We start from the raw sequence: 20,637 nt of genomic DNA, 5'->3' as shown, positions 1-20,637 counted from the left end.
CGCCGAGGCCGGCGCCCCACTTCCGCTTCGGGCCGTGCCCGGCGTCCACCAGTCGGTGGACGCAGAGTTCAACCGGTCGAGCCTGTCGCCGGCACACCTGCTCCGACCAGCATGTACGTCATGACGAACCCCACTGTACGCATGGCTCGATGGAGCGCCCGCAACCCCTGGCGGGCCATCACCGGCTGGCTCCTCTTCGTCGTCCTCTGCCTCGGTGCGGGGATCGCGATCGGTTCCAACCCCGCCGCCAGCGAAGACTTCCGGATCGGCGAGGCCGGCCGGGCCGAGGCCCTCGCCGCCGAGGGCGGCCTCCAGCAGAAGCCCACGGAGCGGGTGCTCATCCACGCCAGGCCCGGCGCCGCCGCGTTCGACCGGCCCCTGGCCGAGGCCGCCGCCCGCGACGTCGGCGCCCGGATGGCCGCGCTCCCCGAAGTCGCCGCGGTGGGGGACCCGGTGCCCGCCGCCGACGGCTCCGCGCTCCGCGTGGACGTCACCATGAAGGGCGCCGAGTTCGACGCCAAGAAGCACGTGGACGCGCTCCTGGCACAGACCGCGGCCGTCCAAGAGGCCTACCCGGGGCTGTGGGTGGAGGAGGTCGGCTCCCCCTCGATCAGCAAGGGCGTCGACGGGCTCCGCGACGACGACCTGGCGCGCACCGAGGTCATCGCCCTGCCCGTCACCCTCCTGACCCTGCTGGTCGTCTTCAGCTCCATCGCCATGGCGCTCGTCCCGCTGCTGCTGGCGCTCTCCTCGATCATCGCCGCCGTCGGCCTGTCGATGCTCGCCTCGCACGTCTTCCCCGACGCCGGCGTCGGCACCAACGTCATCCTGCTGATCGGCCTGGCCGTGGGCGTGGACTACACGCTCTTCTACCTCAAGCGGGAACGCGAGGAGCGGGCCCGGGCCGGCGGCCGCCTCACCCCGCAGGCCGTCGTCGAGCTGGCCGCCGCCACCTCCGGACGCGCGGTCGTCGTCTCCGGACTGGCCGTCGCCGTCTCCAGCGCCACCCTGTTCCTCGCCGACGACGTGATCTTCTCCTCCATCGCCACCGGCGCCATCGTCGTCACCCTGGTCGCCGTCCTCAGCTCGCTCACCGTGCTCCCCGCCCTGCTGGCCAAGCTCGGCGAGCGCGCCGACCGCCGCCGTGCCCGCAAGGAGGCCCGCGCCGCCGCCAAGGGCCGCACCCTGCGCGTCAAGGAGCACAAGACCGGCACCGGCCGGATCACCGCCGCCGTGCTGCGCCCCACCACCAGGCACCCCGTCGCCACCCTGGCCGTCGCCACCCTCGCGATGGTCGCCCTCGCCCTGCCGGTCCTGAACCTGAACCTCACCGAGATGGGCCGCGACACCCACTCCCGCTCCATCGCCGCCATGCAGACCTACGACCGGGCGATGGCCGCCTACCCCCAGCTCCACTCCATGCACCAGGTCCTCGTGAAGGCGGACGCCGACCGCCGCGACGAAGTGGCCGCCGCACTCACCCGGCTCTCCGACCGCGCCACCGCCGAGGACCCCGCGATCAGCGGCAAGCCCGTCCTGCGCACCTCCCCCGACGGCCGGATCACCATGCTCGACATGGCGGTCGCCCACCCCGTCGGCAGCGCCGAGGCCCACACCTCCCTGCGGAACCTGCGCACGGAGCTCATCCCCGCCGCCCTCGGCGGACTCACCGGCACCGAGAGCGCCGTGACCGGCGACGTCGCCCGCAACGCCGACTACCCCGCCCACCAGAAGCAGAAGCTCCCGCTGATCATCGGCGCGCTGCTGTTCGTCACCTTCGCCATGACCGTCTGGGCCTTCCGCTCCCTCGTCCTCGGCCTGATCGGGATCGTCCTCAACCTGCTCTCGGCCTTCGCCTCGCTGGGCCTGCTGGTGCTCGTCTTCCAGAACGAATGGGCCGAGGGGCTCCTCGCCTTCGACTCCACCGGCTCCATCGGAGCCCGCGTCCCGCTCTTCCTCTTCGTGATCCTCTTCGGGCTCTCGATGGACTACCAGGTCTTCGTGATCAGCCGGATCCGCGAGGCCGCCATGAACGGCACCCCGACCCGGCAGGCCGTCCTGGACGGCATCGGCAGCTCCGCCGGCGTCGTCACCAGCGCCGCCGTCGTCATGGTCACCGTCTTCGCCAGCTTCGCCGCACTGCACCTGATCGAGATGAAGCAGATCGGCTTCGCCCTCGCCGCGGCCGTCCTGCTCGACGCCTTCGTGATCCGCATCCTGATCCTCCCCTCCCTGATGCTGCTGCTCGGCGAGTGGAACTGGTGGCCGTCGCGCGGAATGCGCCAGGTGCGGACCGCGGCTTCAACGGAACGTCAGCCGGCGAACGTAGGCTGACGGACATGAGCGAACGGCCGCAGACCACCGACCGGTTGACCGTCCAGAAGTTCCACGGCTGGTACACCGCGGCCTGGGTGCTCCTCGGCCTGATCCCCTCCGTCATCGGGGTGGAGAACGACTCCGGAGCACCCAAGTGGGCCGCCCTGGCCCTCCTGGCGGTCCTCGCCTCCTGCTACGCGGCCGTACGGCGGTTCCCGGACAATCCCGTCCTGCGGCCCCAGGCGTACCTGGCCCTGCTCGCCCTCGGCCTGGGGGCCATGGGAGGCCTCCCGGGAGGCGGCGCCGCCCTGTTCATCGTCGCCCTCCCGCAGTTCTGGCTCTTCGCCACCAGCCCCCGCGCCTCCATCGTCCTCAGCGGCGCGGCCGCCGCGGCCACCGTGGTCGGCAGCACCCTGCGCGGCGACGAGTCCCTGACCGGGAACGTCGTCTTCATCTTCATCGGATACGCCGCGTCCGTCCTGACCGGCCTGCTGATCCTGCGGCTCGTGGCCGACGGCGACGCCCGCGCCGGGATGCTGGGCGCCGAACTGGAGAGCGCCCAGGCCCGGCTCGCCGAGGCGCACCGCCGGCAGGGCGCCGCGGACGAGCGGGAGCGGATGGCCCGGGAGATCCACGACACCCTCGCCCAGGGCTTCGCCTCCATCATCGTGCTGGCCGAGGCGGCCCGCTCGACCGTCGCCTCGGACCCCGACCGCACCGGCCGGCAGCTCTTCTCCATCGAGCAGACCGCCCGCGAGAACTTCGCCGAGGCCCGGGTACTGGTGGGCTCCGCCCCGCAGAGCGGCCTGGCCCCCGGCTCGGTCGCGGTGACCCTGCGGCGGACCCTGGACCGGTTCACGCAGGACACCGGCCTGACCGTCGAGGCCGACCTGCCGGCGGACGTCGCGTGCGACCAGCAGACCCGCATCGCCCTGCTGCGCTGCACCCAGGAGTCGCTGGCCAACGTCCGCAAGCACGCCGCCGCCACCACGGTCGGCGTGGTCCTCACCCAGCACCCGCACGCCATCGAGCTGGAGATCACCGACGACGGCAACGGCTTCGTCGTCGCGGACTCCCGCGGCTTCGGCCTCGACGGCATGCGCAAGCGGCTGGCCGAGCTCGACGGCGACCTCACGGTGACCAGCTCGCCCGGGGACGGCACCCGCATCCTCGCCACGATCCACACGAACGGACAGCCCTGAGATGAAGACGACACCCGACGGGGCCGCGGACGGCACCGGGTCCGGCGCGGGAGGCCCCGCCGGGAGCGACGGCCCGATCCGCATCATCGTGGTGGACGACCACACGGTGATGCGGGCCGGCGTCGTCGCCCTCCTCGCCCCGGAACCGTCCATCGCCATCGTCGGCGAGGCCGACAACGGACGGGAGGCCGTCGCGCTCGTCGACTCCCTGCGCCCCGACGTGGCCCTCGTCGACCTGCGGATGCCGGTCATGGACGGGGTCGCGGCCACCGCCGAGATCGCCGCCGGGCCGGCCCCCACCCGGGTGCTCATCCTCACCACGTACGACACCGACGTGGAGATCGAGCGGGCCGTCGAGGCGGGCGCCGTCGGCTACCTGCTCAAGGACACCACCCGCGAGCAGCTCGTGGCCGCCGTCCGCGCGGCGGCGCGCGGCGAGACGGTGCTGGCCCCGCGGGTCGCGGAGCGGCTCGTGGCCAAGATGCGCCGGCCCGCCCCGGTGGCGCTGACCACCCGCGAGCTCGACGTGCTGAGCGCCGTGGCGGACGGTCTGTCCAACGCGGACATCGGCAGGCGGCTCGTGATCGCCGAGGCCACCGTCAAGACCCACCTGCTGCGGGTCTTCGCGAAACTGGACGTGAGCGACCGCACCCACGCCGTGGTGACCGCGATGGAACGGGGCCTGCTGGTCCGCCCGGAGCGCGACTGACCTCCGCCGCCCCCTCCCGGCTGCCCGACCCGGACCCGTCCACGAACCGGGCGGCCCGTCGGCCGAAGGGATACGCGTCACACCCGGCCCGTGCGCGCCGCGGGCGGGGAGCGGGGGGAGGACGCCGACGCCGGCATGACGCCGACATGCCGCCGACGCCGACATGCCGAAACGGCCGCCACCGCTTGCGCGATGACGACCGTTTCGTCGATGTGGGCGAGGGGGGATTTGAACCCCCACGTCCCGAAGGACACTGGCACCTGAAGCCAGCGCGTCTGCCGTTCCGCCACTCGCCCGAGCAGCACTCCAGTGGATCTTCCCTTTCGGGCCGTTCCCCTGGCGACGTCGAAAGATTAGCACGGGGAACGGGGTGGGTTCACATCGCTTTCCCCCGCCCCCGGGGCCCCGGCGGAGACGGCCCCTCCCGCTCTCCGCCCCGGGTGCGGGACACTGTCCCTGGCGCGCCCCTACGATCGCTTGTGAGGACCAACACTCGTCCACGCAGGACCGATGGGGAACCACCCGAATCCGCCACGCGTGGATACGATCAGTAAGCAGTACAGGGCGACAACGACGGAGGAGGTGCCCCATGGGAGTCCTGAAGCGGTTCGAGCAGCGACTCGAAGGTCTGGTGAACGGCACCTTCGCCAAAGTCTTCAAGTCCGAGGTCCAGCCGGTGGAGATCGCCGGCGCCCTCCAGCGGGAGTGCGACAACAACGCCACCATCTGGAACCGCGAGCGGACCGTCGTCCCCAACGACTTCATCGTGGAGCTCAGCGCCGGGGACTACGACCGCCTGAGCCCCTACTCCGGCCAGCTCGGCGACGAGCTCGCGGGCCTGGTCCGCGACTACGCCAAGCAGCAGCGCTACAGCTTCATGGGCCCCATCAAGGTCCAGCTGGAGAAGGCCGACGACCTCGACACCGGTCTGTACCGGGTCCGCAGTCGCACCCTGGCCTCCAGCACCTCGCAGCCGCAGGCCCCCCAGAACGGCCAGGCAGCGCCCCAGAACCAGCAGCAGGGCGGCTACGGGTACCCCCCGGTCGCCGCCCCGCCCATGCCCGCGGGCCCGCCTCCCGGCGGAGCCGCGGGACGACGGCCCGCAGCCGGCGGAGCGGCGCCCGCGCCCCCTGCCGGTGCCCAGCGGCGCCACTGGATCGAGATCAACGGCACCCGCCACCAGATCTCGCGCCCCACCCTCGTACTCGGCCGGAGCACCGAGGCCGACGTGCGGATCGACGACCCCGGCGTATCGCGCCGGCACTGTGAGATCCGGACCGGAACGCCCTCGACGATCCAGGATCTGGGGTCCACCAACGGCATCGTGGTGGACGGGCAGCACACCACCCGCGCTACGCTCCGCGACGGCTCGCGGATCGTCGTGGGCAGCACGACCATCATTTACCGGCAAGCCGAAGGGTGAAGCGGGGGCAATGTCAGAGCTGACCCTGACGGTCATGCGGCTGGGTTTCCTAGCCGTTCTGTGGCTGTTCGTCATCGTGGCCGTTCAGGTCATCCGCAGCGATCTCTTCGGCACGCGGGTGACCCAGCGCGGCTCCCGCCGCGGCGGCGCCGCTGCCGGAGCGCCGCAGCAGGCCGGCGGCCGGCAGGCCGCACCACCGCAGCAGCGCCAGCGCCGCGGTGCGCCGACCAAGCTCGTCGTGTCCGAGGGCACCCTCACGGGGACCACGGTGGCCCTCGCGGGCCAGACGATCACGCTGGGCCGGGCGCACGACTCCACCATCGTGCTGGACGACGACTACGCGTCCAGCCGCCATGCCAGGATCTACCCCGACCGTGACGGCCAGTGGATCGTCGAGGATCTCGGGTCCACCAACGGCACGTATCTCGACCGGACCCGGCTGACCACCCCGACGCCCATTCCGCCGGGCGCCCCGATCCGCATCGGCAAGACCGTCATCGAGCTGCGGAAGTAGTACGAGAATGAGCGAGCGGAGCGAGCGCGCCGCGGCGATCCGTCCCAGCGTGGACACGGACGCGAGCGCGTTCCCGACCGGAGGGTGGGCAGTGTGGCTCGAGACCGGTTGTACCCGGAGCCGACAGGGCAGGTGCGCATGAGTCTGTCCCTGCGGTTCGCCGCCGGATCGCACAAGGGCATGATCCGGGAGGGGAACGAGGACTCCGGCTACGCCGGGCCCCGGCTCCTCGCGATCGCCGACGGCATGGGAGGCCAGGCCGCCGGCGAGGTCGCGAGCTCCGAGGTGATCTCCACCCTCGTGCAGCTCGACGACGACGTCCCGGGCTCCGACATCATCACCTCCCTCGCGTCCGCCGTGCAGCGGGCCAACGACCAGCTGCGCGCCATGGTCGAGGAGGACCCGCAGCTGGAGGGCATGGGCACCACCCTGACCGCCCTCCTGTGGACGGGTCAGCGCCTCGGCCTGGTCCACGTCGGCGACTCCCGCGCCTACCTGCTGCGCGACGGGGTCCTCACGCAGATCACCCAGGACCACACCTGGGTGCAGCGTCTCGTCGACGAGGGCCGGATCACCGAGGAGGAGGCCACCACCCACCCCCAGCGCTCCCTCCTGATGCGGGCGCTCGGCAGCGGCGACATCGTCGAACCCGACCTGTCCATCCGCGAGGTCCGGGCCGGCGACCGCTACCTGATCTGCTCCGACGGGCTCTCCGGCGTGGTCTCCCACCAGACCCTGGAGGAGACCCTCGCCGACTACCACGGCCCCCGCGAGACGGTGCAGTCGCTGATCCAGCTCGCCCTCCGGGGCGGCGGACCGGACAACATCACCTGCATCGTCGCCGACGTCCTGGACACCGACAGCGGGGACACCCTCGCCGCCCAGGTGAGCGACACCCCGGTCGTCGTCGGCGCGGTCGCCGAGAACCAGCACCACTTCGACGGCGGCAACGCCATGCAGACCCCGGCCGGCCGCGCCTCCGGGCTCGGCCGCCAGGCCCCGCCGCCGCCGGGCGCCTTCGGGCCCCCCGGCAGCGGCGAGGCCCCCGGCTACGGGTACGCGGACCAGGGCCAGGCCCCGGGCGGCGGATACGGCAGCTTCGGCGAGGCCGACGGCTACGACTCCGACGCCGGGTACGAGGACACGTACGACAAGCCCCGCAGGCGCCGCAGCAAAGGGCGCAAGTGGACCACCCGTACGCTGACCCTGCTGCTCGTCGCCGGAGTCGTCGGCGGCGGCCTCTACGCCGGGTGGCGCTGGACCCAGACCCAGTACTACATCGGCGTCAAGGGCGGCCACGTCGCGCTCTTCAAGGGCATCAGCCAGAAGCTGGGACCGGTGGAGCTCTCCGAAGTGGAGATCGACCGGCCCGACATCGAACTGAAGTACCTGCCGCCCTACAAGCTCAAGCTGGTTCAGGCCACCATCAGCGAGAGCAGCCTGGACGGCGCGCGCGAGAAGATCGACGACCTCGGTCTCCAGGTGTCCGCCTGCAAGAAGGACGAAGAGCGCCGCAACGCCGAGGCGCAGAACCAGACACCCGCCTCCAGCCTGACTCCCGCGGAGCAGCAGCTGGCCAGCCTGTGCGGAAAGCAGTAGGAACCAGCGGGCGCAGGGGGCCTGCCACACCATGAGCGTTGTCACCAACACGACCACCATCGGCGCCATCGAGCTGCCGAGCCGGCGGAACACCGAGCTGATGCTGCTCGGCTTCGCCGTGGTCATCCCGATCTTCGCCTACGCCAACGTGGGCCTCGCGATCCACGGCGAGCTGCCGCCCGGCATGCTGGCCTACGGTCTGGGGCTCGGCGCGCTCGCCGGGGTGGCGCACTTCGTCGTGCGCCGCTACGCCAAGTACTCCGACCCGCTGCTGCTGCCGCTCGCGACCCTGCTCAACGGGCTCGGTCTCGTCTTCATCTGGCGCCTGGACCAGTCCGCGCGGCTCCAGAACCTCGCCAAGGTGCAGTACGGCGGCTTCTCGGCCTCGGCGCCCAACCAGCTGCTGTACACCGCCGTCGGCATCGCGCTGTTCGCCGCCGTCCTGCTGCTGCTCAAGGACCACCGCGTCCTGCAGCGGTTCACGTACATCTCCATGGCCGGCGCCCTGGTCCTGCTGATCCTGCCCGTCATCCCGGGCCTGGGCGCCGACGTCTTCGGCGCGAAGATCTGGATCAGCGTCGGCGGGTTCTCCATCCAGCCCGGCGAGTTCGCGAAGATCGTCATCGCGATCTTCTTCGCCGGCTACCTGATGGTGAAGCGCGACGCGCTCGCCCTGGCCAGCCGGCGCTTCATGGGCCTCTACCTGCCGCGCGGCCGCGACCTCGGCCCGATCCTGATGATCTGGGCGGTCAGCCTCCTCGTCCTCATCTTCGAGAACGACCTCGGCACCTCGCTGCTCTTCTTCGGCATGTTCGTGATCATGCTCTACGTGGCCACCGAACGGACCAGCTGGATCGTCATCGGCCTGCTCATGTCGGTCGGCGGCGCCGTCGTCGTCGCCTCCTTCGCCAGCCACGTCAAGGTCCGCGTCACCGCCTGGCTGGACCCCTTCGCCTGCTACGCCACCTCGGGCGCCTGCGAGCAGGTCGGCCAGTCGCTGATGAGCTTCGGCTCCGGCGGGGTCCTCGGCACCGGCCTCGGCCAGGGCCACTCCGACCTGATCCTCTTCGCCGCCAACTCCGACTTCATCTTCTCCACCGTCGGGGAAGAGCTCGGCCTGGCCGGCGTGATGGCCTTCCTCCTGATCTACGGGCTCATCATCGAGCGGGGCGTGCGCACCGCCCTCGCCGCGCGCGACCCCTTCGGCAAGCTCTTCGCGATCGGCCTGTCCGGCGCCTTCGCCATCCAGATCTTCGTCGTCGCCGGCGGAGTCATGGGCCTCATCCCCCTGACCGGCATGACCATGCCCTTCCTCGCGTCCGGCGGTTCCTCCGTCCTCGCGAACTGGGCCCTCATCGGAATCCTCATCCGGATCAGCGACACCGCACGCCGCCCCGCCCCGGCCCCCGCTCCGTCCCCCGACTCCGAGATGACCCAGGTGGTCCGCCCGTCATGAACAAGCCCCTGCGCCGCATCTCGCTGTTCTGCGGGCTGCTCGTCCTCGCGCTGCTGATCCGGACCAACTGGCTTCAGTACGTGCAGGCCGAGGAGCTCAGCACGCGCAAGGAGAACCGCCGGGTCCAGATCGCCCAGTACGCCACCGAGCGCGGCAACATCATCGTCAAGGGCCAGCCCATCACCGGTTCGGTGACCACCAACGGCAGCGACTTCAAGTACAAGCGGACCTACCTCGACGGACCCCTGTGGGCCCCCGTCACGGGCTACGCCTCGCAGGCCTTCGGCGCCACCCAGCTCGAATCCCTCGAGGACGGCATCCTCACCGGCAACGACGACCGGCTCTTCTTCGACCGCACCGTCGGCATGTTCACGGGGGAGAAGAAGCAGGGCGGCAACGTCATCACGACGCTGAACCCCGCAGCGCAGAAGGCCGCGTTCGACAAGCTCGGCGGCAACAAGGGCGCGGTCGCCGCGATCGACCCGCGCACCGGCGCCATCCTGGCGCTGGTCTCCACCCCGTCCTACGACCCGTCCAGCTTCGCCGGGAACTCCAAGGACGACGAGAAGGCCTGGGTCGCCCTCAAGGACAACGAGAACAAGAACCTCGTCAACCGCGCCCTGCGCGAGACCTACCCGCCGGGCTCCACCTTCAAGGTGGTCACCGCCGCGGCGGCCCTGGAGAACGGCGTCGTCACCGACATCAACGCGCCGACGGACACCCCGGAGCCGTACTTCCTGCCCGGCACCAGGACGCCGATGGTCAACCACGCGTCCGGCTGCGAGAAGGCGAGCCTCAACGAGGCGATGCGCGTCTCCTGCAACTCCGTCTTCGCGAACCTGGGCGACAAGGTCACCCGCGACAAGATGGTGGACACGGCGGAGAAGTTCGGCTTCAACAACGACAAGATCGACATCCCGGTCCGCGCCTTCGCCAGCGTCTACGACAAGAAGATGGGCAAGGACGGCAACGCCCAGAGCTCCATCGGGCAGTTCAACACCGCCGCCACCCCGCTGCAGATGGCCATGGTGACCGCTGCCATCGCCAACGACGGCAAGCTGATGAAGCCGTACATGGTGGACCAGCTCACCGCCCCCAACCTCGACCTGATCGAGAAGCACGAGCCGCAGGAGATGAGCCGGCCCCTCTCCGCCGCCAACGCGCAGAAGGTCCAGCAGATGATGGTCAACGTCGTCGAGTCCGGCACCGGCACCCCGGCGCGGATCAAGGGCACCGTCGTCGGCGGCAAGACCGGCACCGCCCAGCACGGCGAGGGCAACAAGAAGCGCCCCTACGCCTGGTTCATCTCCTACGCCGAGAACCCGGACGGCTCCTCGCCCGTCGCCGTGGCCGTCGTCATCGAGGACAGCGGAGCGGACCGCGAGGACATCAGCGGCGGCGGCCTCGCCGCCCCGGTGGCCAAGGCCGTCATGGACGCCGTGCTGAAGAACCAGGGATGAGACGGCTGCGGGCCGGGGATGGCGCACCACCGCGCAGTGATCCGCGTCACTGATCGGGGCGGGATCGGAGCGTACGGTACCGGTCCTGTATCAGCCTGTGGCCACGAACCGATCACCGGCGATCGGCCGGTAGCCTTTGCGCGAACAGCACACCGCCGGACCACACACAGGTGCGGTCGGGACTGACGGAGAGGGCTGGAACGTTATGGAAGAGCCGCGGCGCCTCGGCGGCCGGTACGAGCTGAGCCACGTGCTCGGCCGTGGTGGCATGGCCGAGGTCTACCTCGCCCACGACACCCGGCTCGGCCGTACCGTCGCCGTCAAGACCCTGCGTGCCGACCTCGCCCGGGACCCCTCGTTCCAGGCCCGGTTCCGGCGCGAGGCCCAGTCGGCCGCGTCGCTGAACCACCCGGCGATCGTCGCCGTCTACGACACCGGCGAAGACTACGTCGACAACATCTCCATCCCGTACATCGTGATGGAGTACGTCGACGGGTCCACCCTGCGCGAGCTCCTCCACTCCGGGCGCAAGCTGCTGCCCGAGCGCACGCTCGAGATGTGCATCGGCATCCTCCAGGCCCTGGAGTACTCCCACCGGGCCGGCATCGTCCACCGCGACATCAAGCCCGCGAACGTGATGCTGACCCGCACCGGCCAGGTCAAGGTCATGGACTTCGGCATCGCCCGCGCCATGGGCGACTCCGGCATGACCATGACCCAGACCGCCGCGGTCATCGGCACGGCCCAGTACCTCTCGCCGGAGCAGGCCAAGGGCGAGCAGGTCGACGCGCGTTCCGACCTGTACTCCGCCGGCTGCCTGCTCTACGAACTGCTCAGCGTCCGGCCCCCGTTCATCGGCGACTCCCCCGTCGCCGTCGCCTACCAGCACGTACGGGAAGAGCCCCAGCCGCCGTCGAACTTCGACTCCGAGATCACGCCCGAGATGGACGCGATCGTGTTGAAGGCACTGGTCAAGGACCCCGACTACCGCTACCAGTCCGCCGACGAGATGCGCGCCGACATCGAGGCCTGCCTCGACGGCCAGCCCGTCGCCGCCACCGCGTCCATGGGAGCGGCCGGCTACGGCTACCCCGACCAGGGCCACGGCTACGGACAGGGCTACGACCAGCCCACCACCGCGCTGCGCTCCGCCGACTCCGGCCAGACCTCGATGATGGCGCCCATGCCCCCGGGCGGCGGCGACGGCGGGTACGGGTACGGCGACCAGGGCCACGGCTACGACCAGGGCCCGCACCGCCGCCAGAAGAAGAGCCAGGCCTCCACGATCCTGCTCGTGGCGGCCGGCATCCTCGTCCTCGTCGGCGCGATCCTCATCGGCCAGGCCCTCGTCGGCGGGGGCGCCGACAACCGGCCCGTCGTGCCCGAGTTCGTCGGCCAGACCCTGGAGAAGGCGCAGCAGGGCGGTTCCAACGTCGGCGTCAGGGTGGAGAAGGACGGGGCCGACGTGCCCTGCGAGACGCAGCCCGCGGGCAACATCTGCTCGCAGAACCCCGAGGCCGGCACCAAGGTCGCCAAGGACTCCCCGGTCAAGGTGAAGGTCTCCTCGGGCGCCCCCCCGGTGTCGGTGCCCGACGTGCTCAGGTCGCAGTACGACGAGGCCGAGAAGGTCCTCAAGGCCAAGGGCTTCCAGGTCGAGCGCAAGCTCAAGGAGGCGGACAGCACGCCCGGTGTCGTCCTCGAACAGAACCCGAAGGCCGGCGCCCAGGCCAAGAAGAACGACGTGATCACGCTGACCGTGGCCAAGGAGATCTCCAAGGCCGCGGTCCCGGACCTCACGGGCAAGACGAGGGAGCAGGCCGTCAAGGCGCTCCAGGACGCCAACCTCAAGCTCGGCAGCACGACCGAGAGCGACCTGCCCGGGGCGACCCCCAAGACGGTCATCTCGCAGTCGCCGCTCGCCGGTGAGCAGGTCGAGGTCGGCAGGACGGTCAACATCACCGTCTCGAAGGCGGCGCCGCAGACCGTGCCGGTGCCCAGCCTGGCGAACCGGACCGTCGGGCAGGCGAAGGACGAGCTGAAGCGGGTCGGCCTGGCCTTCGGCGCGGTCCTGTCCGGCCCGCCGGACGACAAGGCGGTGGTGATCTTCTCGGAGCCGGTGGCGGGCACCGCGCTCCCCGCCGGCACGGCGGTCAACGTCCGCACCCTGCCGGGACAGCAGGACGGCGGCAACAACGGCGGGAACGACAACGGCGGGAACGGCCTCTTCGGCGGCCTCACGGGCGGCGGCGGCCGGCGCTAGCGCCGACCCCCGGCCCCGGCCGGTACGGCAGAGGTCCGGCCCCTCCCCGCGGAGGCGCCGGACCTCCGTCGTACCGGCCGTCCGCACCCGTCGTACCGGCCGTCCGCACCCGTCGTACCGGCCGTCCGCACCCGTCGTACCGGCCGTCCGCACCGGCCGTGCCGACGCGTCCGCCCCGCGGTCTCCGGAGGCCCCCAGCGGCTCGTCGGGGCTCTCCTGGGCTCCCTACGGCGCCTCGGGCGCCTCCGGGGCTCCCCGAGGCGTACGGGGGCTCCGGGCGGGGCCCGCGGGGGGCCTGCGGGTCCTCAGCGCAGCTCGGCCGGGGGGGTGCGGTCGGCGTCCGCCTTCTCCGTGCGGACCAGCTCGCCCCACACCACGTAGCGGTACTTCGACGTGTAGACGGGCGTGCAGGTCGTCAGCGTGATGTACCGGCCGGGGGCCGTCCTGCCCGACTCCCTCGGCACCGGGCTGATCACGTCCACGTTGTACTTCGAGGTCTGGCGCAGCTCCGCGAAGACCTTGTAGACGTACCAGGTGTCGCGCGTCTCGAAGACGATCGCGTCGCCCTTCCGCACCTTGTCGATGTGGTGGAACTTCGCCCCGTGCCCGTCCCGGTGCGCGGCCAGCGAGAAGTTCCCGGCGGGGTCCGACGGCAGCGCCGACTTCAGCGGCTCGGTGTAGTAGCCCGCCACTCCGTCGTTCAGGACCTCCGGCGACGTGCCGCGCTTGACCAGCACCTCGCCGTTCCCCATCGCCGGGACGTGCAGGAAGCCGACGCCCCCCTGGGTGTCGAGCGCGCCGGGCTCCGCCGGTCGCGAGGGTTCCGAGGGGGAGGGGGGCGCCAGCCACTGCCGGCGGACCTCGTCGCCCCGGGCCGAGGCCTGCCGGTCCGCGAGCACGTTCGTCCACCACAGGGAGTAGGCCACGAACAGGGCCAGCACCAGGCCCACCGTGATCAGGACCTCGCCCAGCAGGCTCAGGAACCCGGCGAGCACGCCGCGGCCCGAAGCCGGTGCGGCGGCGGCCGGTTCGGCGCGGCGGCGGTGGCGGGAAGGAGACACTGCGGATTCGTCCTTCGACGTACGGGCGGGCGGCTACGAGCCGGTCAGCGCGGGCGGCGGTCCCTCGCTGCGGGGGCGTTCACCGGTCATCCTGCCCCATACGATCATCCGGTAGGTGCTGGTGAACTCGGGCGTGCAGGTGGTGAGCGTGATGTAGCGGCCCGGGGAGGTGAAGCCCGAGCCCTCGGGCACCGGCTTGATCACGGACACGTTCGTCGGCGGCGTCTGCGGCAGCGCCGAGGTCATCTCGTACGTGTAGTACGCGTCCCGGGTCTCGACCACGACCGGGTCCCCCGGCACCAGCCGGTTGATGTAGCGGAACGGCTCGCCGTGCGTGTTCCGGTGCCCCGCCACCGCGAAGTTCCCCTGCGGGTCCGACGGCATCGCCGTCTTGAGGGCGCCCTCGCCGTAGTGGCCGACCATCCCGCGGTCGAGGACCCTCGGCTTGCTGATCCCCTCGGCCACCGGCACCTTCACGTCCAGCTTCGGGATGTGCAGGATCGCGAAGCCCTGCCCCGGCTCGAACGCCGACACTGGCGGGGTGGCGGCCCCGCCGGCCGGGGCCCGCTCCCAGGTCTGCCGCAGCGAGCCCGCCGCCCCGTCGGCCGTCCGCTGCGCCAGGAGGTTCGTGTACCAGAGCTGGTAGGCGACGAACAGCAGCATCACCAGGCCCAGCGTGATGAACAGCTCGCCGCCCAGCCGGCTCGCGACGACCAGCGGTCCGCCGGACGCGGGCCGCCTGCGCCGCCGGCCGCCGCGCCGCCGTGTCCGCCGGGCGGACCGCTTGGCGGCCTCCTGAGCCGCCCTGCGCCGCGCGGCCCGGCCCTCCGTGGGCGCGGACGGCGCGAGCGTGGTCACGCGACGGCCTTGCCCACCACCGGGGCCAGCCCCACCGAACGCTCCACGGCTCCCGCGTCACCGCAGCGCACCAGCCAGTTCGCGAGCATCCGGTGCCCCCACTCGGTCAGCACCGACTCGGGGTGGAACTGCACTCCCTCGACGTCGTGCTCCCGGTGGCGCAGGCCCATGATGATCCCGTCCTGCGTGCGCGCCGTGACCTCCAGCGCGTCCGGGAGGGTCAGGGGCTCGGCGGCCAGCGAGTGGTAGCGGGTCGCGGTGAAGGGCGACGGCAGCCCCTCGAACACCCCCAGGCCCTCGTGCACCACGGGCGAGGTCTTGCCGTGGAGCAGCTCCGGGGCCCGGCCCACGACACCCCCGTAGGCGACCGCCATCGACTGCATGCCCAGGCAGACGCCGAAGACCGGGACGGCGCTCGCGGCGCAGTGCCGCACCATGTCGACGCAGATCCCGGCCTCCTCCGGCGTCCCCGGCCCGGGGGACAGCAGCACGCCGTCGAAGCCGTCCTGCGCGTGCGAGAGCGCGACCTCGTCGTTGCGCAGCACCTCGCACTCGGCACCGAGCTGGTAGAGGTACTGGACCAGGTTGAAGACAAAGCTGTCGTAGTTGTCTACCACCAGAATGCGCGCGCTCACGGAGTCGCTCCCGATCCCTCGTCCACCGTCACATCGTTGAACGGCAGGAGCGGCTCGGCCCACGGGAAGACGTACTGGAACAGCACGAACACCACCGCGAGGACCAGTACGAGCGAGATCAGCGCGCGCACCCACGCGTTGCCCGGCAGATGCCGCCAGATCCAGCCGTACATGCCGTCCGTTTCCTTTTCGTCCACGATCGTTCCCCGCACCGCAGGGGCGGTACCCGACCAGACTAGAGGCAGTGGCCGGGCCGGGTGGGTCACCTCGGCAAACCCCCGGACCCGGCCGGTCCCGCCGTCCGCTCGCCGGTCAGTTCGGCCCATACGACCAGCCGGTGGCTGTGGCCCCACTCCGGGTCGCAGGTCGTCAGCGTCAGGTACCGGCCGGGGACGGTGAAGGGCGACTTCCGGGGCACCGGGTCGACGACGGCGACGTCGGTCGGCAGGGTGCGCACGGGGCCGCCGCGGATCGTGTAGGTGTACCAGGTGGTCGCGTCCTTGAGGATCACGGCGTCCCCCGGGCGCAGCGCGGGGAAGTCCTTGAAGGGGTCCCCGTAGGTGCGCCGGTGGCCCGCGACCGCGAAGTTGCCCCTCCCGCCGGGGCCGGCAGTGCCCGGGTAGTGGCCCAGGCCCCTCTTGAGCAGCTCCGTGCCGGTGCCCTCCAGGACCGGCTTCCGCCAGTCCGGACCGAAGCGCGGGACGTACATCTCGGCGAAGGCGCGCCCGGCGGGCGGTGCGGGGGGCGGCGCGGGCGGCGGTGCGGGTTGCGCGGGTGCGGCGGACGGGGCGGACGGGGCCCGGGCCGCCGGCGCGGCCCCGGCCGCGGCCCAGTGCGCGCGCAGCCGGGCCACCTCGCCGTCCATGGCCCGGTCGGCCCTGACTCCGGTCCACAGCAGGACGTACGCGACGAACAGCACGATCAGCGTGCCCGCCGTCAGGCACAGCTCGCTCAGCGTCCGTACCACCAGCCGCAGTACGGCGTCGGGACGCACCCGCTCAGGGGGTCGGTTCCACCGGCTTCGCATAGTGGAGGTCCACTGTGCCGGAGTACCCGGGAAGTGTCAGCGCCTTGTGCTCGTCCACTTTCCAGCCCAGCCCGTACGCGTTCACGTACAGCTGGTAGTTCTGCACGGCGGGGGAGGCGCCGAGGGCCTTGCGCAGCGCGTTCGGGTCGCCGACCGCCGAGATCTTGTACGGGGGCGAGTAGACCCGGCCCTGGAGGATCAGGGTGTTGCCCACGCAGCGCACGGCGCTGGTGGAGATGAGCCGCTGGTCCATGACCTGGATGCCCTCGGCACCGCCCTGCCAGAGGGCGTTCACCACGGCCTGGAGGTCCTGCTGGTGGATCACCAGGTCGTTGGGCTGGGGCTCGGGCACGTTGGGGATGCGGGCGGTGGCGTTCGGCGGGGCGTCGTTGAGGGTGACGCTCAGGCCCCTGCCGGAGAGGTCCTCGGTGCCGGAGGCCTTGCGCAGGGCGGCCAGCCGGGCGTCCTCGGCCCTGGTGCTGCCGTCGTCGCGCTCGGCGAGGGAGTCCACCCGCAGGCGCACCGCCCCGGTGCTCTGCTCCAGCTCCGCATTGCCCCTGCTGCGCTCCCGGATGAGGTCCGACAGCTTCAGGAGCGAGGCGTCCGTCCGGATGTTCGTACCCTTGGAGGTGTTGAAACTGGTGACGAAGATCAGGCCCGCCAGGGCGAAGACGGCGGCCGTCAGCAGCCGGACCGGTCTGGCACGGCGACGGGGACCCGCGGAGGAGTCGTCGGAATTGCTCAACGTACCCTTCTCCTTCAACGCCACAGGTCCACTACGCTAACGGACGCCCGGGGCAGGCAAGGTCCCCAGCGCATCGACAGGAGAGCCCCTCGTGCCGAAGTCACGTATCCGCAAGAAGGACGACTACACGCCGCCGCCGTCGCGGCAGCCGCAGGCCATCAGGCTGACCAATCACAGCTGGGTCGCCCCGGTCATGCTGGCCCTCTTCGTGATCGGACTCGCGTGGATCGTCGTCTTCTACGTGACCGAGACCCAGCTGCCGATCGAGTCGCTCGGCAACTGGAACATCGTGGTCGGTTTCGGCTTCATCGCGGCGGGATTCGGCGTGTCCACGCAGTGGAAGTAGCACCAACCGGTCCCTGAGGGAAGCTCTCCCCATGAGTTATCCACAGCGTCATCCACACCTGAGGAAAAGACAGAAGATCTGTGGATAACTCTGTGGAGAGTTGACGCCGGTGTGATCAGGTGAGTTCGGCCGTCCGGATCAATACCACCGCCGCGGCCAGCAGGAACACCGCCACACAGGTCCCCCACTGGACCAGTGTGCGGTTCCTGCCCGAGGCGGGCGCGAGCATGCCCGCGGCCACCAGCGCCCCCGTGACCAGGCCGCCGAGATGGGCCTGCCAGGACACGCTGACGGAGCCGAACGACACGAAGCTCAGCACCACCATCAGCGCGACCATCACCAGCACGGGCCGCATCTCGTACCGCAGCCGGCGCGCCAGCACGACCGTGGCGCCGAGCAGGCCGAAGACGGCTCCCGACGCGCCGATGGTCGGGACGTTCGGCGGGGTCAGCAGGTAGACGAGCGCGCTGCCGCCCAGACCGGACAGCAGGTACACGGCGAGGTAGCGGGCCCGGCCCAGCGCCGCTTCCAGCGGCCCCCCGACGACCCACAGGCCGATCATGTTGCCGATCACGTGCCACCACTCGACGTGCAGGAACACCGAGGTCATCAGGCGGTGGTACTCGCCCGTCGAGATCCCCTCGGCGGGCGCCCCGAGGTACACCGCGTACCGGCCGAGCAGCTCCAGCGGCAGGACGGCCGACGGCACGGCCAGGCAGAACAGGAACACCGCGGCGTTGACGCCGATGAGGACCTTCGTGACCAGCCGGGGGTCGGCGGCGACCACCCCGCCGGCGAGGGTGCGCGGCGCGTCGGCACCCGGCCGGTGCCCCGTGCCGGAGCCCCCGCGCACGCAGTCGGGGCACTGGAAGCCGACCGAGGCGCTGATCATGCACTCCGGGCAGATCGGGCGCTCGCAGCGGGTGCAGCTGATCCCGGTGTCGCGGTCCGGGTGGCGGTAGCAGCCCGGCAGACGGTCGGTGTCCATCGGTCCCCTCGGTCGGCGGCGGGAAGGAGGGGCGCCCCGCCGTATCCGGTACGTGTATCCAGGACGGACGGGCGGGGCGGAAAGGTTCCCGGGGGCGGACGGGGCCGGCGGCGGTCAGCGCTTCTCGACGACGACGGACTGGATGATCACGTCTTCCAGGGGGCGCTCGGTGCGCGGGTTGGTGGGAAGGGCCGCGATGGCGTTCACGACCGCCTGGGAGGCCTTGTCGGTGACCTCGCCGAAGATGGTGTGCTTGCGCGTCAGCCAGGCCGTGGGGGCGACGGTGACGAAGAACTGCGAGCCGTTGGTGGCCGGGCCGGCGTTGGCCATGGCGAGCAGGTAGGGCTTGGTGAAGGCCAGGTCGGGGTGGAACTCGTCGGCGAACTGGTAGCCCGGCCCGCCGGTGCCGTTGCCGAGGGGGTCCCCGCCCTGGATCATGAAGCCGCTGATGACGCGGTGGAAGACGGTGCCGTCGTACAGCGGGTCCGTGGTCTTCTGCCCGTCGGTGGGACGGGTCCACTCGCGGCCGCCCGTGGCGAGCTCGACGAAGTTCCGCACGGTCTTCGGCGCGAAGTTCGCCAGCAGCTCGATCTCGATGTCCCCGTGGGTCGTCTTCAGGGTGGCGTAGAGCTTCTCGGCCACGGATCTGCCTTCCATAGTCATCACTGTCGGTCCAGATAGTCGCACGGAGCACTCTGCCGCAGAGAAAATCCTGCACCCGTATGCCCTGTCACGCATGCCCGGCGGCGAGCGGACAGGCATGATCCGACAAAGGGTGGAAAGGTGAACCGTGTCCGCCACCGAGGAGGAGGAATCCCGTGACCCGCAAGGACAGCGTGCGCCTGGCCGCCGAGAGCGCCAGGGAGACTGTGCGGCACGCGTCGGAAGTGGTGGCGCCGTACGCAGAAACCGCCAAGGATGCCGCGGTGCACTACGCGCATGAGGCGAATGAGCGACTGGCGCCGAAGGTCTCTTACGCGGCCAACGAGGCCGCGCGACAGGCTCGTACGACCTACGACACCCACGTGCACCCCCGGCTTCGCCAGGCACGCACCCATGTGCCGCCGAACGTCGACCGGGCCGCGACGCAGGCGGTGAAGCAGACGCGCCGGGCTGCGCGGCAGGCCGCCGACTACACGCAGCCGAAGTTCGAGAGCGCGCTCGCGGCCGCCACTCCGGTGGCCGAGGAGGCCGCGTCGCGGTCGACCGCGGCGCTGGCCGCGCTGCGCGGCCAGGTCTCCGCCAAGGAAGTGCAGCGGCTGGTGCGGCGCCACGAGCGCCGGGCCCGCCGCGGCCGGGCGCTGCGCGGTGTCGCCGTGGCCGGTGTCCTCGCGGGCGTCGCCTATGCGGCGTGGAAGTGGTGGGACCAGCAGTCGAACCCGGACTGGCTCGTCGAGCCGCCGGCGGCCACGGAGCTGCCGGCGCAGGAGGACGCGCCGACGAGCTTCGACGACGAGCTGGCGGAGAAGGAGCGCGCGTCGGGGTCGGATCCGGCTGCGGAGGACAAGCAGCTCTGACATCCGTCACCCGTCACCCGTACGGCGCTGGGGCCCGCATCCGGTCGGATGCGGGCCCCAGCGCCGTGTCTGCGCGCCGGCCGGGTCAGCCGGGCAGGGTGAGGACCGTGCCCGGGCGGATGAGGTCGGGGTTGGAGCCGACGACGCTCTGGTTCATGGCGTAGAGCTCGCGCCAGCGGCCCTCGTTGCCCAGTTCCCGGCGGGCGATCTCCGAGAGCGAGTCGCCCGGCTTGACGGTGTACGTACGCCTCTTCGCCACGGGCGCCGGCTGGGGCGCCGGCGCCGCCGGGACCGCCTTGTGCGCGGCCGAGCCGGGGGTCGGAGTGTGCGGGGCACCGGGCCCCCTGGCGGGCGGCGCGGGCTGCGGCGCCGCGGCGGCGGGCCGGGGCGCCACGGGAACGGCCTTGTGCGCGGCGGACGTCGGGGCCGGGGCGGCGGGCTTGGGCGGCGCGGCGGCCGCCATCCGCTCGGCGGCCGCCCGGGTGGCCGCCGCGGCGCCGGCCGCGGAGCCCGTCGGGGGC

19 protein-coding genes, 1 tRNA gene and 1 pseudogene are annotated in these 20,637 nt (G+C 71.7%); 11 read left to right on the top strand and 10 right to left on the bottom strand.

Annotated elements, in window-relative coordinates:
• Window positions 1-120: 120 nt before the first annotated feature.
• Genes ACFWU6_RS20920 through ACFWU6_RS20910 form a run of 3 tightly spaced genes read left to right on the top strand, consistent with a single transcriptional unit; the run spans window position 121 to window position 4,227 of the window.
• Entirely contained in the window at window positions 121-2,334 is a 2,214-nt protein-coding gene (locus ACFWU6_RS20920) for an MMPL family transporter (protein ID WP_383803054.1), read from the top strand.
• Between the two features lie 5 nt (window positions 2,335-2,339).
• A complete protein-coding gene (locus tag ACFWU6_RS20915) occupies window positions 2,340-3,518 on the top strand; it encodes a sensor histidine kinase (protein WP_383803056.1) in 1,179 nt (392 codons plus the stop codon).
• 1 nt (window position 3,519) lies between these two features.
• On the top strand, window positions 3,520-4,227 hold the full coding sequence (locus tag ACFWU6_RS20910; protein ID WP_383982386.1) for a response regulator: 708 nt from the start codon (window positions 3,520-3,522) through the stop codon (window positions 4,225-4,227).
• A 213-nt stretch (window positions 4,228-4,440) separates the two neighbouring features.
• Here ACFWU6_RS20910 and ACFWU6_RS20905 read toward each other — a convergent pair.
• A tRNA-Leu gene (locus tag ACFWU6_RS20905) sits at window positions 4,441-4,523 on the bottom strand.
• Between the two features lie 293 nt (window positions 4,524-4,816).
• Between ACFWU6_RS20905 and ACFWU6_RS20900 the strand changes: the two genes are divergently transcribed.
• The 6 genes from ACFWU6_RS20900 (at window position 4,817) to pknB (ending at window position 12,939) form a co-directional block, all read left to right on the top strand.
• Window positions 4,817-5,650 (top strand): FhaA domain-containing protein, encoded by an 834-nt coding sequence (locus ACFWU6_RS20900; protein WP_383803058.1) that lies wholly within the window; start codon window positions 4,817-4,819, stop codon window positions 5,648-5,650.
• Window positions 5,651-5,660: 10 nt separating this feature from the next.
• On the top strand, window positions 5,661-6,164 hold the full coding sequence (locus tag ACFWU6_RS20895; RefSeq protein ID WP_383803059.1) for an FHA domain-containing protein: 504 nt from the start codon (window positions 5,661-5,663) through the stop codon (window positions 6,162-6,164).
• A gap of 138 nt (window positions 6,165-6,302) precedes the next feature.
• Window positions 6,303-7,763, top strand: a complete 1,461-nt coding sequence (locus tag ACFWU6_RS20890; protein WP_383803061.1) for a Stp1/IreP family PP2C-type Ser/Thr phosphatase — start codon at window positions 6,303-6,305, stop codon at window positions 7,761-7,763.
• Between the two features lie 31 nt (window positions 7,764-7,794).
• The gene (locus tag ACFWU6_RS20885; RefSeq protein WP_383803063.1) at window positions 7,795-9,219 is read left to right on the top strand and encodes an FtsW/RodA/SpoVE family cell cycle protein; all 1,425 of its coding nucleotides are present in this window, start codon (window positions 7,795-7,797) and stop codon (window positions 9,217-9,219) included.
• On the top strand, window positions 9,216-10,679 hold the full coding sequence (locus ACFWU6_RS20880; RefSeq protein ID WP_383803065.1) for a peptidoglycan D,D-transpeptidase FtsI family protein: 1,464 nt from the start codon (window positions 9,216-9,218) through the stop codon (window positions 10,677-10,679). The genes ACFWU6_RS20885 and ACFWU6_RS20880 overlap by 4 nt, the downstream gene beginning before the upstream one ends.
• A 205-nt stretch (window positions 10,680-10,884) precedes the next feature.
• The gene (gene pknB, locus ACFWU6_RS20875) at window positions 10,885-12,939 is read left to right on the top strand and encodes a Stk1 family PASTA domain-containing Ser/Thr kinase (protein ID WP_383803067.1); all 2,055 of its coding nucleotides are present in this window, start codon (window positions 10,885-10,887) and stop codon (window positions 12,937-12,939) included.
• Window positions 12,940-13,244: 305 nt separating this feature from the next.
• Here the strand turns inward: pknB and ACFWU6_RS20870 are convergent, their stop codons facing one another.
• The 6 genes and pseudogenes from ACFWU6_RS20870 to ACFWU6_RS20845 form a co-directional block, all read right to left on the bottom strand.
• A complete protein-coding gene (locus ACFWU6_RS20870) occupies window positions 13,245-14,000 on the bottom strand; it encodes a class E sortase (RefSeq protein WP_383803068.1) in 756 nt (251 codons plus the stop codon).
• 33 nt (window positions 14,001-14,033) lie between these two features.
• Window positions 14,034-14,891 (bottom strand): annotated as a pseudogene (locus ACFWU6_RS20865) (class E sortase); the annotation flags it as partial.
• Window positions 14,855-15,493, bottom strand: a complete 639-nt coding sequence (locus tag ACFWU6_RS20860) for an aminodeoxychorismate/anthranilate synthase component II (RefSeq protein ID WP_383803070.1) — start codon at window positions 15,491-15,493, stop codon at window positions 14,855-14,857. The gene ACFWU6_RS20860 and the pseudogene ACFWU6_RS20865, both read right to left, overlap by 37 nt.
• On the bottom strand, window positions 15,490-15,690 hold the full coding sequence (locus ACFWU6_RS20855; protein ID WP_383803086.1) for a hypothetical protein: 201 nt from the start codon (window positions 15,688-15,690) through the stop codon (window positions 15,490-15,492). Before ACFWU6_RS20855 ends, ACFWU6_RS20860 begins: the two co-directional genes overlap by 4 nt.
• A gap of 65 nt (window positions 15,691-15,755) precedes the next feature.
• Entirely contained in the window at window positions 15,756-16,520 is a 765-nt protein-coding gene (locus tag ACFWU6_RS20850; protein ID WP_383803072.1) for a class E sortase, read from the bottom strand.
• A complete protein-coding gene (locus tag ACFWU6_RS20845) occupies window positions 16,492-17,265 on the bottom strand; it encodes a DUF881 domain-containing protein (RefSeq protein ID WP_383803073.1) in 774 nt (257 codons plus the stop codon). The genes ACFWU6_RS20850 and ACFWU6_RS20845 overlap by 29 nt, the downstream gene beginning before the upstream one ends.
• Before the next feature lie 91 nt (window positions 17,266-17,356).
• Between ACFWU6_RS20845 and crgA the strand changes: the two genes are divergently transcribed.
• On the top strand, window positions 17,357-17,611 hold the full coding sequence (gene crgA / locus ACFWU6_RS20840; RefSeq protein WP_383982384.1) for a cell division protein CrgA: 255 nt from the start codon (window positions 17,357-17,359) through the stop codon (window positions 17,609-17,611).
• Window positions 17,612-17,726: 115 nt separating this feature from the next.
• Here the strand turns inward: crgA and ACFWU6_RS20835 are convergent, their stop codons facing one another.
• Together ACFWU6_RS20835 and ACFWU6_RS20830 are read right to left on the bottom strand one after the other, a co-directional pair.
• Window positions 17,727-18,599, bottom strand: coding sequence for a rhomboid family intramembrane serine protease (locus ACFWU6_RS20835; RefSeq protein WP_383803077.1), 873 nt, complete (start codon window positions 18,597-18,599; stop codon window positions 17,727-17,729).
• 114 nt (window positions 18,600-18,713) lie between these two features.
• Window positions 18,714-19,241 carry a peptidylprolyl isomerase gene (locus ACFWU6_RS20830; protein ID WP_383803085.1) on the bottom strand — a complete coding sequence of 176 codons (528 nt, stop codon included), beginning with the start codon at window positions 19,239-19,241 and terminating at the stop codon, window positions 18,714-18,716.
• A 176-nt stretch (window positions 19,242-19,417) separates the two neighbouring features.
• Here ACFWU6_RS20830 and ACFWU6_RS20825 point away from each other — a divergent pair, with 176 nt between their 5' ends.
• The gene (locus ACFWU6_RS20825) at window positions 19,418-20,116 is read left to right on the top strand and encodes a DUF5324 family protein (RefSeq protein ID WP_383803079.1); all 699 of its coding nucleotides are present in this window, start codon (window positions 19,418-19,420) and stop codon (window positions 20,114-20,116) included.
• 85 nt (window positions 20,117-20,201) lie between these two features.
• Here ACFWU6_RS20825 and ACFWU6_RS20820 read toward each other — a convergent pair.
• A partial coding sequence (locus ACFWU6_RS20820; protein ID WP_383982382.1) for a LysM peptidoglycan-binding domain-containing protein occupies window positions 20,202-20,637 on the bottom strand: 436 nt, incomplete at its 5' end.

The sequence above is a fragment of the Streptomyces sp. NPDC058674 genome (assembly GCF_042716505.1).
Classification (GTDB): domain Bacteria; phylum Actinomycetota; class Actinomycetes; order Streptomycetales; family Streptomycetaceae; genus Streptomyces.
Note: the sequence above shows the minus strand (reverse complement) of the source record. Positions and strands in the feature narration are given on the sequence as shown.